Origin of the sequence: Mangrovimicrobium sediminis (assembly GCF_004745945.1) — a bacterium.
In the GTDB taxonomy this organism is placed as follows: domain Bacteria; phylum Pseudomonadota; class Gammaproteobacteria; order Pseudomonadales; family Halieaceae; genus Mangrovimicrobium; species Mangrovimicrobium sediminis.
In genome coordinates, this window is the sequence record NZ_SRLE01000016.1 from 30,880 (window position 1) to 44,837 (window position 13,958).

The 13,958-nt window shown below is 66.2% G+C and carries 13 protein-coding genes; 6 read left to right on the plus strand and 7 right to left on the minus strand.

The window, feature by feature from the left end:
- The first annotated feature begins 35 nt into the window (after positions 1-35).
- From E4634_RS19645 to E4634_RS19665, 5 genes are all read left to right on the plus strand, one after another.
- On the plus strand, positions 36-995 hold the full coding sequence (locus E4634_RS19645; RefSeq protein ID WP_135446386.1) for a TauD/TfdA dioxygenase family protein: 960 nt from the start codon (positions 36-38) through the stop codon (positions 993-995).
- Between the two features lie 54 nt (positions 996-1,049).
- On the plus strand, positions 1,050-1,910 hold the full coding sequence (locus tag E4634_RS19650) for an alpha/beta fold hydrolase (protein WP_135446387.1): 861 nt from the start codon (positions 1,050-1,052) through the stop codon (positions 1,908-1,910).
- Positions 1,911-2,117: 207 nt separating this feature from the next.
- Positions 2,118-2,804 carry a TetR/AcrR family transcriptional regulator gene (locus tag E4634_RS19655; protein WP_135446388.1) on the plus strand — a complete coding sequence of 229 codons (687 nt, stop codon included), beginning with the start codon at positions 2,118-2,120 and terminating at the stop codon, positions 2,802-2,804.
- 402 nt (positions 2,805-3,206) lie between these two features.
- The gene (locus E4634_RS19660; protein ID WP_135446389.1) at positions 3,207-4,169 is read left to right on the plus strand and encodes a TauD/TfdA dioxygenase family protein; all 963 of its coding nucleotides are present in this window, start codon (positions 3,207-3,209) and stop codon (positions 4,167-4,169) included.
- Positions 4,170-4,231: 62 nt separating this feature from the next.
- A complete protein-coding gene (locus E4634_RS19665) occupies positions 4,232-5,071 on the plus strand; it encodes a TauD/TfdA dioxygenase family protein (RefSeq protein ID WP_135446390.1) in 840 nt (279 codons plus the stop codon).
- A gap of 149 nt (positions 5,072-5,220) precedes the next feature.
- Here the strand turns inward: E4634_RS19665 and E4634_RS19670 are convergent, their stop codons facing one another.
- The 5 genes from E4634_RS19670 to E4634_RS19690 all read right to left on the minus strand — a co-directional run bounded on the left by E4634_RS19670 (position 5,221) and on the right by E4634_RS19690 (position 10,896).
- Entirely contained in the window at positions 5,221-5,685 is a 465-nt protein-coding gene (locus tag E4634_RS19670; RefSeq protein WP_135446391.1) for a hypothetical protein, read from the minus strand.
- 533 nt (positions 5,686-6,218) lie between these two features.
- Positions 6,219-6,986, minus strand: a complete 768-nt coding sequence (locus E4634_RS19675) for an enoyl-CoA hydratase/isomerase family protein (protein ID WP_135446392.1) — start codon at positions 6,984-6,986, stop codon at positions 6,219-6,221.
- A gap of 23 nt (positions 6,987-7,009) precedes the next feature.
- Positions 7,010-8,176, minus strand: a complete 1,167-nt coding sequence (locus tag E4634_RS19680; protein WP_135446393.1) for an acyl-CoA dehydrogenase family protein — start codon at positions 8,174-8,176, stop codon at positions 7,010-7,012.
- Between the two features lie 46 nt (positions 8,177-8,222).
- Positions 8,223-9,395, minus strand: a complete 1,173-nt coding sequence (locus E4634_RS19685; protein WP_206046958.1) for a CaiB/BaiF CoA transferase family protein — start codon at positions 9,393-9,395, stop codon at positions 8,223-8,225.
- A 136-nt stretch (positions 9,396-9,531) separates the two neighbouring features.
- Positions 9,532-10,896, minus strand: a complete 1,365-nt coding sequence (locus E4634_RS19690) for an aromatic ring-hydroxylating oxygenase subunit alpha (RefSeq protein WP_135446394.1) — start codon at positions 10,894-10,896, stop codon at positions 9,532-9,534.
- A gap of 221 nt (positions 10,897-11,117) precedes the next feature.
- Here E4634_RS19690 and E4634_RS19695 point away from each other — a divergent pair, with 221 nt between their 5' ends.
- Positions 11,118-11,912 (plus strand): GntR family transcriptional regulator, encoded by a 795-nt coding sequence (locus tag E4634_RS19695; RefSeq protein WP_135446395.1) that lies wholly within the window; start codon positions 11,118-11,120, stop codon positions 11,910-11,912.
- Between the two features lie 29 nt (positions 11,913-11,941).
- Here E4634_RS19695 and E4634_RS19700 read toward each other — a convergent pair whose 3' ends face one another.
- Positions 11,942-13,096, minus strand: a complete 1,155-nt coding sequence (locus E4634_RS19700; protein WP_135446396.1) for an oxidoreductase — start codon at positions 13,094-13,096, stop codon at positions 11,942-11,944.
- Between the two features lie 14 nt (positions 13,097-13,110).
- Positions 13,111-13,947, minus strand: coding sequence for a TauD/TfdA dioxygenase family protein (locus tag E4634_RS19705; RefSeq protein ID WP_135446397.1), 837 nt, complete (start codon positions 13,945-13,947; stop codon positions 13,111-13,113).
- Between the last annotated feature and the right edge of the window lie 11 nt (positions 13,948-13,958).

A 13,958-nucleotide genomic window follows, 5' to 3' on the forward strand; every position in this document is an offset into this window, starting at 1 on the left:
CCCGACCACCGCCGGCTCGCAGGGAGAGAAAGCCGATGGGTGCGCTGCAGGTCACCGCGCTGAACGACACGCTGGCCAGCGGCGTGCGCATCGAGGGCCTGACCATGGACCTGCTGCAGCGGGCCGTGGTTCACGAGCAGATCAACCGCCTGTTCCAGAAGCACGGCCTGCTGGTGTTCACCGGCGTCGAACCCAGCAGCGACATACACCTGGCCCTCAGCCTGGTGTTCGGCCCGCTCAAGGAACACCCCAGCGCCTCCACACCGCGCGTCGATGCCCAGCGCCTGCCCGGCGTCATCGACATGGCCTACCGGCCGGGCAGCGGCGGCCAGGTGAAGCTGGCCGGACGACCCCTGGCCCAGTGGCTGCCCTGGCACTTCGATCACTGCTACAACGACGAGCTGAACCGCGGCGGCGTGCTGCGCGCGCTGCAGGTGCCACCCGGCGGCGGCGAGACCGGGTTTGTCGACGGCGTCGAGCTCTACAAACGCCTGCCCATGACCCTGCGCCGGGCCATCGAGGGCGAGCGCATCCTCTATTCCCTGGATGTCGATCTCGACAAGCTGCGCTTCGGCCGCCCGGCGCAACTGGTGGAGACCGTGCGCAAACCCGGCGCGGCGCAGGTCGCCGAGGACGCCCGGCGCATGCCGCGGGCCATGCACCCCGCGGTGTGGGTGCGCCCCTCCGGCGAGAAGGTGCTGCACGTCTCGCCGTGGATGGCCCTGGGGATTGCCGGGCGTGAAAACGTCGAAGGGGATGCGCTGCTCGAGTCCGTGTGCCGGCACACAAACGACGCCGCGCAGTCCTGCAGCTACTTCCACCGCTGGCAGCTCGACGATATGCTCGTCTGGGACAACTGGCGCTACCTGCACGCGGTCTCCGGCAGCGACCCGGCCCACCCGCGACACATGCAGCGCACCACCATCCAGGGTGACTACGGCCTGGGCTGCTTCGAGCACGACCACAGCGGCGACGCCCTGGAAATGACGGTTTAGGCCGGCCCTGACTCACGCAACACAACGCAACGCATCACAACACAAGGAGAACCCATGGCGCGCATCGACATCGATGGCATCGGCATCGACTACGAACTGTTTGGCGAACCCGGCGCACCGGCGGTGGTGTTCACCCCCGGCGGGCGCTTCCCGCGGGACACCCAGGGCCTGCCGCAGCTGGCGCAGCTGATGGTCGACAGCGGCCGCCGTGTCCTGCTGTGGGATCGCCCCAACTGCGGCGGCTCCGACATCTGCTTCGATGCGCCCAGCGAATCCGGTATGCAGGCGGATGCGCTGGTCGGGCTGCTGCGCGCCCTGGACCTCGGCCCCATCGCCATGATGGGCGGCTCTGGCGGTTCGCGCATTGCCCTGCTGGCGGCGGCCGCGGCGCCGGAGCTGGTTTCGCACGTGGCGGTGTGGTGGATCAGCGGCGGGCCCATCTCACTGGCGCAACTGGCCGCCTACTACTGCGGCGATTCCGCCATGGCCGCCGCCCGCGGCGGTATGGAGGCGGTAGCGGCGCTGCCGGGGTGGAGCGAGCAGATCGCCCGCAACCCCAAGAACCGCGAGATCATCCTGGCCCAGGACGCGGACGCGTTCATCGCGCGCATGCAGCAGTGGGCCGCGGCTTACGCCTACTCGGAGACCTCTCCGGTGCCGGGCATGGGCGAGGCTGAATTCGGCCGCCTGAGTATGCCAACCCTGGTGTTCCGCAGTGGCAAGAGCGACATCAGCCACACCCGGCGCACCAGCGAGTGGGTGCACGAGATGATTCCCGGTTCCCAACTGGTAGAGCCGCCGTGGCCAGACCAGGAGTGGAACAACTGCTCGCTGATCCCGCTGGAGCCCGGGCGCGGGCGCTTCGAGCGCTGGCCGCTGCTGGCGCCGCAGCTGATCGACTTTATCGGCGGCTGAGCGGCGCGCCCTGCCGCAGCGACCGCCCGAGAGCGGCGGGATCGCCGGCGATTTTTTCGACGTTGCGTGCGGGGGGCCGCACGCCCTGCGGGCATGGGATTCACCCGCCAACTGCCCTAGAATGCCCGCATAACCAGTACGCAATCACTGCCCGGCGCAACTGCCGGGCCGCCCGGCAGCAGCCGCGCAACACACGGGGAACCATCTATGCCGCCAAGCAAGCCCGCCGGCCAGACCGCGAGCAAACCCGCGCCAAAGAGCCGGCCCGGGCCCGGGCGACCGACGCGCGAGCAGGCCCAGGAGCGCAACCTCGAACTGCTGGACAGGGCGCTGGACCTGTTCCTGGAAAAGGGCTTCGAGCGCACCACCATCGAGGGCATCGCCAGCTCGGTGGGCATGGCCAAGCGCACCGTGTATTCCCTCTACGGCGACAAGAAATCCCTGTTCAAGGCCTCGCTGGAGCGCGCCATCAACGACTGGATCGTGCCCATCGACGTGCTGCGCGCGGCGGAGAGCGACGACCTCGAGAAAACCCTGCTGAAAATCGGCAATATCCTGGTCGACAACATGCTCACCCCGGAGGGGCTGCGCCTGCTGCGCATCACCAACGCCGAGGCCTACCACCTGCCGGAGATCGGCGCCTACACCTATGCCATGGGCACCGGTCCCACCCTGGAGTATCTGGCCGGGCTGTTCACCCGGCGCCTGAAAGCGCAGGGCATGAAACGCCGCCAGGCGCAGGATGCCGCCCTCGCCTTCCTCGACCTGGTGGTCGGCGGCCCCGCCAGCTCCACGGTGTGGGGCGTGCCCATGGAGGACCGCGAGATCGCCCGCCACACGCGCTACTGCGTGCGCCTGTTCCTGCGCGGGCTGCAGGGTGCCGGCGCCGGCTGACCGGCCTTCCCTGCCGATCTTCTCTACTGGCCGGCGCCAGCCCGGTTCCGTTCCTGCTGGCTGCGTTCCTGCTGGCTGCGTTCCTGCCGGCTGTCTTCCTGCCCTGCCGTCACCACCTCGCCACACGACGCTTTCGCCAACCCCGCATCACCGGCCTGTCGATAGCTGCCAGGGCCCGGCCACTATCTAGTAATGAAACGGGCACGGTGTTATTATTTTGGCCGCACAACCCAGCGACGGTGACGGCGACAGACAATACTGATCGCCGCGTGGTGCCAGATGGCCGGCGGGCGCGGCGGACGGCGTGAGTTACACTTTACTCTCGCCCCCGCATCGCAGGACGGGTGTGGGCTTGCGGCGTACTGCACCACTTCGATACCACGCTTTACAGGAAATCGGGCCATGAGTGAGCTGAGCATCAAACCCCTGCAGGACAACCTGACCTTCGGCGTTCGCATCGGCGGCGTCACCCTCGACAATCTGCGCGACCCCGCCGTGCGCCAGCAGATCGAGGACGTGTTCGTGGAACGCGGCATGATCGTATTCGAGGACATCGAGCAGTCCGACGCCATGCAACTGGAACTGAGCACGGTGTTCGGGCCGCTCAAGGAACACCCGGTGAAGGCCGTCACCCGGGTGGATAGCGAACGCATGCCGGGCGTGGTGGAAATCCGCACCCCGGCCAACTCCGGCGGCGTGGTGGAAGTGGACGGCATGCAGTTGTCCCACTGGCTGCCCTGGCACTTCGACCACTGTTACACCGACGAACTGAACCGTGCCGGCGTGCTGCGCGCGGTCAAGCTGGTGGAGGTCGGCGGCATCACGCGCTTCCTCGACGGCATCGACATGTACAACAATTTCCCGCCGGAACTGCTGGCGAAAATCGAGGGGAGCGACGTGGTCTATCGCCTCGAAACTCAGTACGAAACGCTGCGTTTCGGCGTGCCGGAGAACTTCCGCATCGTCCGCCCCAAACCGACGGCGCCGGGCTTCCAGGAAATCGCCGACGCTATGCCGCGCGCCCTGCACCCGGCGGTGTGGACCCGTCCCACCGGCGAGCAGGTATTGCACGTGTCGCTGTACATGGCCCAGGGTATCGCCGGCAGCGAGGACGCCGAGGGCGATGCCCTGCTGGACGAGGTGTGCAAGGCCATCAACGAGCTGGGCAAAACCCGCAGCTATGAGCACAAGTGGAAGCCCACCGACATGCTGATCTGGGACAACCTGCGCATGCTGCACGCGGTGTCCGGCAACCGCCCCGAGGACGAGCGCACCATGTACCGCACGACCATCAAGGGCGACTACGGCCTGGGCCGCCTCGAGGGCGGTGCCGATGGCGCGGCGGTACAGGGGTCCGCCTACTGAGCGCGACCCCCGCGGGCAATAACGACATAACAACAGACACACCCTCGACAGGAGGCCCGACCATGTCCCTGGACTACACCGAACTCAAACCCCGCATCGGGGCGCAACTGCACGCCGACAAGACGGCGCTGGTGAGCGGCGAGTATGCCGATGAGATACGCGCGCTGCTAGTGGAGCGCGGCGTGCTGCTGGTGCGCGGCGCCAACATGGACGACCACGAGCAGCGCGAGTTCACCCGCAGCCTCGGCGACCTGCGCCTGGGCACCTTCAAACAGGAGGGCGAGGAGGGACTGCTCAAGGTCACCATGGATAAAAAGGAAAACCCGGAATACGCGGCGTTTTTCCCGGGCACCTTCTTCTGGCACATGGACGGCACCTACGACCCGCTGCCGCCCTTCGCCACCACCCTCAGCCCGCGTGTGCTCTCGCCCGAGGGCGGCCAGACCGAGTTCGCCAACACCTACGCCGCCTTCGAGGACCTCCCCGCGGACGAGCAGGCCTACCTGGAAACCCTGCAGGTGGTGCACACCATGCACGCGGCGATGTTCCACGCGGTGCCGGACGCCGGCGCCGAGGAATACGCCACCTGGCTGGGCTACCCGCAGCCGGCCTACCCGCTGGTGTGGCAGCACAAGAGCGGGCGCAAGTCCCTGGTGCTGAGCACCTCCGGCTCGCACGTGGTCGGCATGCACCCCGCCGACAGCCGCGACCTGCTCGACCGCCTGATGCGCCACGCCACCCAGGAGCAGTACGTGTACCGCCACGAATGGGAGATGGGCGACGTGGTGATGTGGGACAACACCGGCACCATGCACCGCGTGCGTCCCTACGACCCCGACTGCGGCCGCCAGCTGCACCGCTTCACCCTCAACGGCGAAGAAGCCATCACCGCCGTCGCCTGACCCAAAAGTGGGGTCAGATACGACTTTAATTGATGGCTGAAAAGGGAAGGGGCCAAAGTCGGTGACTCTGGCCCCTTTTTTTGCGTCGCAATTCCGGATCAGCGATCCGCTCGACAGTTCCCGCGGATGCGGGACGGTACTCGCAGACGCTACGCTTTCGCCTTGCGCAGCCGACGGCGGGCGGCGCCGAACAGGCCGGCAACCAGCAGCAACAGGGCCGGCGTACCCAGGGCGGGGACCGGTTCTGCAGGCGGCACCGGGGCGGCGGCCACACAGGAGATCGCATCGGGCAGCACCTCGCGGTAGCTCTCCGACCAGTTGGTCCCGCCATCTGAGCTGTACTCGAGAATCATGCCAGACCAGTCGCCCGGGCCGTCGATGGCAAACGTGAATGAACCCGGGTAGGCGATACTGGCGCTGGGCAGGTTCGGGCCGGTGCCGTTGACGCGATAGAGGTTGCTGTTGAGCGTAATTTCCAGCGCAATCTCGAGGTTTTCCCCTACACAGACGGCGTCACCCTGGTCCAGGCCGGCCAGCGCAGGGCCGGCCACGAAACTGGAAACACCAACAAACAACGCGCAAGCCAGGCGCTTGCGATTCATAACAGTTTTCAAGCGAATTTCCCCCAAAGTGGTAAGCATGACGCGCCCGTGGCCGGGAACCCGCGGTTCCGACCCAGGGACTGTGTCACCAAAAATTCAAAACAAACGTCCTGCTGGAGCCCACGCTTGCACGGGCTTGCCCGAATCGATCCTGATCGAGATTAGCTTTAGCTTTGACCGCCACCCCGGTGCTCACTGAATGTTGTTGTCACCGGGTACAGGCGTGATGCGACCCCACGCGAAAAAGATACCACACGTGCTTCAATCTGTCGCCAAAACCAAGTGGCCAGCCGCCCACAAGAGCGGGGCCTCGAAAGTGGGGTCGGATACGACTTTATTTGATGGGAAGCCTCGAAACACCACGATTGCACGCTATCGACGCCGTAGCAGGAGGCTCTGTTTCGATACCCAGGCAAGATGGGGAAGAACCTGCGGGAGAAGGTGAGGTTTTGCCTGATACTATTGCTGATGCGGTCAATGTGGGATTCTCGCCCCACGCATCAAGTTAAGTCTCATCTGACCCCACTTTCTGACCCCACTTTCTACTAGCGGCCCTGCCAGTCGGGTTTGCGTTTTTCGGCGAAGGCGCGGGGGCCTTCCTGGGCGTCGCTGGAGTTGTAGCAGACGTCCGAGGCGCGGCGCGCGGCGACCAGGGCGGAGCCTCGGCCGGATTCGGTGGCCAACATCACGGTCTGGCGCGCGGCGGCCACCGACAGGGGCGCCCCCTCGAGCACTTCGGTGGCCAGTTCGATGGCGCGGTCCATGACCTCACCGGGCTCCGCAAGGCGGTTGACCAGGCCGATCTCGTAGGCGCGCTGGGCAGTGATCGGCTTACCGGTCAGCAGAATCTCCATCATGATGCGCTGCGGGATCATGTGGATCAGCGGCGCCGCCCAGGGCGAGCTGCGCCCGACCTTCACTTCGGTAACGGCGAACTTCGCGTTGGTGCTGGCCACGCACAGGTCGCAGGCCTGGGCGATCATCCAGCCGCCGGCGAAGGCGACGCCGTTGACCGCGGCGATGGTCGGCTTGGACAGCTCGATGCTGTCGTAGGGCACGGGAAAGAAATCCCGCGGCGGGACCTTCATCCCGGTCTCCACCATCTCCTTGAGGTCACCCCCGGCACAAAATGCCTTCTCGCCGGCGCCGGTGAGAATGGCGATACGCAATGCCGGGTCGCTCTCGAACCGCTCCCAGGCCGCAAACAGGCCGTCGCGGATCTCGCGGCTCAGGCAGTTGCGGGAATCGGGCCGGTTCAGCGTGATGACGGCGATACCGTCCTCACGCGCGTCAAACAATACGGCGTCGGTCATGGGGTGTTGTCTCCGCGGGCAGCTCAGTAGGACTTCGGCAGCTCGAGAACCTTCTCGGCAATGAAGTTGAGGATCATGTGCGGGCTCACCGGCGCGGTGCGCGGAATGAGGATCTCCCGCAGGTAGCGCTCCACATGATACTCCTGTGCGTAACCCATGCCACCCAGGGTCAGCATCGCGGTATGGCAGGCCTCGAAGCCGGCTTCCGCCGCCAGGTACTTGCCCGCGTTGGCCTGCACGCCGCAGTCCTGGCCCGCATCGAACATGCTCGCCGCCTGCATCACCATCAGGTTGGCGGACTCCACCTGCGCCCAGCACTTGGCCAGCGGGTGCTGGATGCCCTGGTTCATGCCGATGGGACGGTCGAACACCACGCGTTCGCGGGCGTAGCGTGCGGCGCGGTCAATGGCCACGCGGCCCAGGCCGATCGCCTCCGCGCCGAGCAGGATGCGCTCCGGGTTGAGGCCCTGCAGGATGATCTTGAAGCCCTCGCCCTCGGCGCCGATGCGGTCCTCCTCCGGGATGAACAGGTCGGAGATGAAGAGCATGTTGGAGCCCACCGCGTGGCGGCCCATCTTGGGAATGATGCGGTGCTCGATGTGCGCGCGGTCGAGGTCGGTGAAGAACAGCGACAGGCCCTGGGTCTTGCGCTCGCACTCCTCCAGCGGGGTGGTGCGCGCCAGCAGCATCATCTTGTTGGCGACGTGGGCGTTGGTGATCCAGATCTTCTCGCCGTTGACGCGGTAGCCGCCATCGACCTTCTCCGCGCGGGTTTTCAGGCGCGTGGTGTCCAGGCCGACGTTGGGCTCGGTGACCGCGAAACACATCTTCTGCTCGCCGGAGAGGATCGGCGGGATCATGCGCTGCTGTTGTTCCTCGGTGCCGAACTGCTCGATCGGCTCCAGGCTGAACACCGGGCCGTGGATGCTCGAGGCCGCGGACATGCCACCGCCCGATTCGGCCACCGCCTGTACCATGATGGCCGCCTCGGAAATGCCCAGGCCAGCGCCGCCGACGGACTCGGGCATGGCAATACCCAGCCAGCCGGCCTCGGCCATCGACAGGTGAAAGTCCGTGGGGAATTCGCCGGAGCGGTCGTGCTCCAGCCAGTATTCGTCGCTGAATTGTGAACAGTGCTTGAGTACGGCCTCGCGGATATTGCGCTGGTCGTCGGTCAGGGCGTAATCCACCTTGCTGATCCTCTGTGCGTTTGGGTGTCGGGTCGGACGGGGCCGGCTAGAGCGCCGCCCCGCTGTTTACGTCGCCGGCCTGCGCTTCCAGGTCGGCGAGAATCTCGTCGGTGTGTTCGCCGAGCACCGGCGTGGGGCCGTGCACCTTGCCAGGCGACTCGGAGAACCAGGTAGGCACACCGGGAAAGCGAATCGTGCCGCCGCTGGTTTCGATGCGCTCGAAAAAGCCCACGGCGTTGAGGTGCTCACTCTCGAACAACTGGTCCAGGGTGCGGATCGGCGCATGGGGAATATGCAACTCGCGCAGCAATTCCTGCCACTCGCCAGTGGTGCGCTCGAGGAAGGTGTCCGCGAGCAGGCCGTACACGGTGTTGATGCGCCGGGCGCGCTGTTCCAGCGTGGCCAGTTCGTCGCTGGCCCACTCCGGCTGTACCGCATCGACGAAGGCCTTCCAGTGCTTGTCGTTGTAGACCAGCGCGGAGATGAAGCCGTCGCGCGTGCGATAGGGCTTGCGGTTCGGCGCCAGCGCGCGGTGGTAGCCGGCGGGGCCCAGCGGCGGCTCGAAGATCGCGCGGTCCGCGTGCTCGACCAACAGGAAGGAGGCCATGGTCTCGAACATGCCTACCTCGACTTCCTGCCCCTCGCCGGTACGGGCGCGGTGGAACAGGGCCATCACCGTGGCGTAGAGCACGGTCAGGCCGGCGACCTTGTCGGCCATGATAGTGCCGATGTAGTCCGGGTCGCCGGTCAGCATCTGCTGTGCCGCCACCAACCCGCACTCGGCCTGGATGGTGTCGTCATAGGCGGGCATGTCGCCGTCAGGACCGCGGCGGCTGTAGCCGTAACAGTTGGTGTAGACGATACCCGGGTTGATCGCGGCGACGTCGTCATAGGCGAAGCCCAGCTTGGCGACCGCCTTGCCGCGCATCGAGTGGATGAACACGTCCGCGCTCTCGATCAGCTTGCGCAGGGTGGCCTTGTCCGGCTCGGTGCGCAGGTCCAGCACGATGCTGCGCTTGCCGCGGTTGACGTTGAGGAACACGCCGCTCATGCCCGGCTCGGCACCGGTGGACACATAGCGCGTCGGGTCGCCGGCCGGCGGCTCGACCTTGATCACGTCGGCGCCCATATCGGCCATGATCTGCGTACTGTAGGGCCCCATCACCATCGACGTGAGGTCGATGACGCGGATGCCGGACAAGGGGCCGGATTTTTCCAAGTTTGTATTCTCCTAATACTCAGGGGTCAGAGCCCTTTTTTAAAGGGGCGCTGCCCCTTTAAAAAAGGGCTCTGACCCCGATCGGACCTAAAAAAAAGGGCTCTGACCCCGATCGGGTCCCGTCCTCACGACGCTATTACTTCAGTTTGCGCGGGGCGCCGCTGCCCATGTAGCGGGCCAGGTTGCGGTGCAGGTTGGCGGTGCTGCGTTCCATGTAGGGGTTGGGCTTGCAGCCGCTGAAGCCGAAGGACTTCATGCCCTGCTGTACGGCGGCCATGTTGGAGAAGTCCTGGGCCAGCACGTAGCACCAGGCCTCTTCGGTCGCCTCGCTGTACTCCCACTCGGTCTCCGGCGCTTCGCCCTCTGGGTAGAGTTCGTACACCGCGCCCTCGAAAATGCACTTGTCCGGGTCGCCCTTGTAGGGCCGCGCGCTGTAGCACAGCATGTTGTTCACCGCGTGGCCGATCTGGAAATTGGGGAAGATCTGCCAGGCGGTACCGGTCTTGCCCACGTGCGACGGGTCGACCACTGGCCAGTACACACCGCGCGCCTCGTCGTTGGCGCGGGCGGTCTTCAGCCAGTGCTGCAGCACCTCGCCGGGGGGCGTGCCCTCGGGCAGTTCGTCCTTCAGGCGCAGGGCGGCGTCGACCAGGGTCTGTGTCGTGTTGGTGTTGGCCTTCTCCCAGGTAAACACCTGCATCTCCGCGGTGGAGATGCGCGCGTCGCCGGTACCCAGGCGCAGCTTGCCCTTCTGGTTTTCGTCGACGTCCTTGGGCGCCTCGTAGCCGATGTGGCTGTGCTTGCCCTGGGCCCGCGCCCAGCCGCGGAACTCGCCGAACTTGTTGAACTCCGGGTGGGTGGTGGCGACGTGGTAGGTCTCGTTGAAGGCCTCCATGGCGACCTTCCAGTTGCAGTCGAACACGCCCCACTTGCGCCAGCGCACGCGCATGTTCTGCAGCTCGAAGGGGTCGAGCATCTCCGGGATCGGCGCCAGGTAATCGGCCAGGGGTTCGCAGTCCGGATCCATGTTGATCCACACCCAGCCGCCCCAGAAATCGGTCTTCACCTTTGCCAGCCCGTTGCAGCCTTCAAGGGCGCCCTGCCAGTCCTCCTGGTGGGGGACGTGGGCGTTCTCGCCATCCAGGCCGAAACGCCAGCCGTGGTAGGCACACACGAACTGCGGCTTGCGGCCGACCGCGTTGCGCTTGCCCGGCGGGGTATCCACCAGCCGGCGGCCGCGGTGCGGGCACACATTGTGGTAGGCCTGGATGCTGTCCTCGCTGTCGCGCACGATGAGAATGGAATCGTCCAGCACCTCGAAGGTGATGTAGCTGCCCACCTCCGGCAGTTCCTCGACGCGGCCGGCCTGCAGCCAGACCTTGCGCCACAGAAGGTCGCGCTCGGCGCGCGCGTAGTCGGGGGAAATGTAGGCCTCGACGGGGACGGAGACCGCGTCGGTAAGTTCTTCAACGGATTCGATAATCTTGCCGGGATCATTCATGGTTATATCGCTCGCGCTGCTGCTGGCAGACACCGCGACCCTGCGCCTGCAGTGCCGGGGCTGCCATATTAGGGTTAATGTCCAGACTATATACGTGGCATGTTATTGTAATTCATGCTTTGCAACCAGTATCATGCGCCAAATTCTGGATTAATGTCCGTATATTTTATGCGGACCAGGTTGCATCGAGGCGCGAACGCCGCCGCACCCAGGGGAGACGCATGTCAGGCAGCAGACAGACCCAGTCCGACGCGGAAACCACGCCGGCCCAGCCCGGCGCCGGGACCGAGAGCAAGCGCCCGCTGTACCTGCAGGTGGCCGGCACCCTGCGCGAGGAGATCGTCAGCGGCGTGTACCCGGTCGGCTCCAAGCTGCCCACCGAGGACGGCCTGTGCGAGCGTTTCTCGGTCAGCCGCTACACCGTGCGCGAGGCCCTGCGCCTGCTGCGCGAGGACGGCCTGGTCGCCTCGCGCAAGCGCGCCGGCACCGTGGTCATCCCGCCGCGGGTTTCCGGCAGCGACATCCAGCAGGTCATGTCGATCAACGACCTGCTCGCCCTGGGCACGGACACGCGCTTTCGCATCGACGCCATTCACACGGTGACCATCGATACGGAACTGGCCGCGCATACCGGGCTGGAACCCGGCGAGCAGTGGCTGCGCGTGGAAGGCTTTCGCTTCAACGAGGGCGAGAACGCGCCCGCCAGCCGCACCGAGCACTTCATCAACCGCAAGTACGCGGCGGTCGGCCGCCTGCTGCAGCGTCACGAAGGCCCCATCTTCCCGCTGATCGAGGACCTGTTCGGTATCAACATCGTGCGGGTGGAACAACAGATTTCAGCGGCGATACTTCCCCCGCCACTGGCCGCCGTACTCGAAGTGGAGGAAGGCTCAGCCGCGCTGGAGATCCGCCGCACCTACACCACCGCCGACGCCAGCGTGGCGCAGATCACCATCAACATTCACCCGGGCACCCGCTTCCAGCATTCAATGAGCATGCGCCGGGTGCGCAACTGACCGCCCCCCCCAACACGCGAATCCACCACTCACGCTCCCTCCCGCGCCGGCAACAGCGCGGCGAGCTCGGCCATGATATCCGGCGTGAACGGCTTGAGGCGTTGCAACTGCCCAGCACGCACCAGCGAAGGCCAGTCAGGCTCGGCAAGCATGGCGCGGCCGACACCGACCAGGTCGAACTCCCCCTGCCGCAGGCGCCCCGCAAGTTCCTCGAGGCGCGCGAGGTCGCAACCGGCCGCCCGCCCCTCGGCGAGGCTGGCCATGAAGTCCGCGTCCAGGCCGACGGAGCCGATGGTCATGCTGGGCACGCCGGTGACGCGCTTCACCCAGCCCGCCAGGTTGGGTCCGCCGGCGGCGAAGGCCGGCTCCCAGAAGCGGCGCTGGGAGCAGTCGAACATATCGACCCCTGCCTCCACCGCCGGCGCGAGCAATTGCTCCAGTTCTTCCGGTGTGTCGGCGATGCGCGCCGCGTAGTCCACCATCTTCCACTGCGAGATGCGCAGCACGATGGGCAGCTCCGGACCGAGGCGACGGCGGATTTCGCGCACCACCTCGGCGACAAACCGGCCGCGGGCGCGCGGGCTGCCGCCGAAATCGTCGCGCCGGTGATTGGTCTGCGCCCACAGAAACTGGTCGATGAGGTAGCCGTGGCCGCCGTGCAGTTCGACACCGTCAAAACCCAGCGCCACCGCCTGTTCGGCACCGCGCGCGTAGGCGTCGATGACCGTGTCGATCTCGCGCGCTGTCATGCCCTCGCACACCTTCACCCCCGGCGCGATGTAACCGGACGGGCTGACCTGGCCGAGTTCCGGCCGGTACTGCGGCCTGCCTTCCATCAGGTCCTTGCCGGAGTAGATCAGCCCGACATGCCACAGCTCGGGCATGGCGAGGCCACCGGCGGCATGCACCGCATCCGCGACACGACCCCAGGCGGCGAGGGCGGCGTCGCCGTGGAAGCGGCCGAGCATGGGGTTGTCGCCGGAGGAGGGGTGGTCGATGTACACGCCCTCGGTCATCACCAGCCCGGCGCCGCCGCTGGCCCGCCGCGCATAGTAGGCGGCGGCCTGCTCACCGGGCACGCCGTCGGCGCAGATGGACAGGCCCATGGCCGGGAAGACAATGCGATTGGGGAGGGTCAGCCCGCCGATACGGACGGGCTGGAACAGACCGCTGAGATCAGTCACGCGGCCAATGCAGGTCAGGCGAAGGCGAAGGCCTCTTCACCCTCGAGCTTGGTGCGGTGCATCATGCGGCCGGAGGCCGGGTCGTAGGGCAGCGCGCGGTGCATGGTGCCGGTGTTGTCCCACATGATGGTGTCGCCAACCGTCCACTCGTGGCGGTAGACGAAGTCGGGACCGGTAGCCCACTCGCGCAGCTTGACCAGCAGCTCCGTGCCCTGCTTGTAGTCCATGTCCTTGACCATGTAGGCGGTGCAGCCGAGCACCAGCGACTTGCGGCCGGACTCGTGCTTCCACACCAGGGGCAGTTCGCTGTCGCCGATCGCCATCATCTGCTTGAGCATCTGCAGCGGCGGCTCCGGCGCGTAGTAGAACAGCGTGTTCCAGGCGGAGTGCATCACGGTGAGCTTGTCGTACTCGGCCTTTTCCGCCTCAGGCAGGGCCTCGTAGGCAGCGTAGGTGTTGCAGAACTCGGTCTGGCCGCCGGTGGGCGAGAGCACCTTGGCGGAGAGGATGGAGCCGAGGATCGGCACCTCGTTCATGGTGCCGTCGATATGCCAGTACATGGAGCCCTTCAGGTAGGCCGCGCTGGCGCTTTGCGATTCGTCCAGGGTGATCTTGTGCACCGAGTCCTGGCCGTCTTTCGGGTCGCGCATTTCCGGCGCGAACTTGCCCAGGGTCTTGGTGAAGGCCACCTGCTCCTCGTCGGTAAAGTTGACCTGGGGGAACACCAGCACGCCGCGCTGTTCCAGTTGCGCGCGGATGTCGTCGGCGTACTCGCCGCTGAGCAGTTCGCTCTTGCTGTTGAGAATCTGGGTGCCGATCAGCGGCTTGAGGTCCCGGGTCTCGAGGGCCATGGGTGTATCTC

Excerpts from the sequence above, each read along its gene's own strand:
- E4634_RS19645 (WP_135446386.1), top strand. The coding sequence starts at position 36 with ATGGGTGCGCTGCAGGTCACCGCGCTGAACGACACGCTGGCCAGCGGC.
- E4634_RS19650 (WP_135446387.1), top strand. The coding sequence starts at position 1,050 with ATGGCGCGCATCGACATCGATGGCATCGGCATCGACTACGAACTGTTT.
- E4634_RS19655 (WP_135446388.1), top strand. The coding sequence starts at position 2,118 with ATGCCGCCAAGCAAGCCCGCCGGCCAGACCGCGAGCAAACCCGCGCCA.
- E4634_RS19660 (WP_135446389.1), top strand. The coding sequence starts at position 3,207 with ATGAGTGAGCTGAGCATCAAACCCCTGCAGGACAACCTGACCTTCGGC.
- E4634_RS19665 (WP_135446390.1), top strand. The coding sequence starts at position 4,232 with ATGTCCCTGGACTACACCGAACTCAAACCCCGCATCGGGGCGCAACTG.
- E4634_RS19675 (WP_135446392.1), bottom strand. The coding sequence starts at position 6,986 with ATGACCGACGCCGTATTGTTTGACGCGCGTGAGGACGGTATCGCCGTC.
- E4634_RS19690 (WP_135446394.1), bottom strand. The coding sequence starts at position 10,896 with ATGAATGATCCCGGCAAGATTATCGAATCCGTTGAAGAACTTACCGAC.
- E4634_RS19695 (WP_135446395.1), top strand. The coding sequence starts at position 11,118 with ATGTCAGGCAGCAGACAGACCCAGTCCGACGCGGAAACCACGCCGGCC.
- E4634_RS19705 (WP_135446397.1), bottom strand. The coding sequence starts at position 13,947 with ATGGCCCTCGAGACCCGGGACCTCAAGCCGCTGATCGGCACCCAGATT.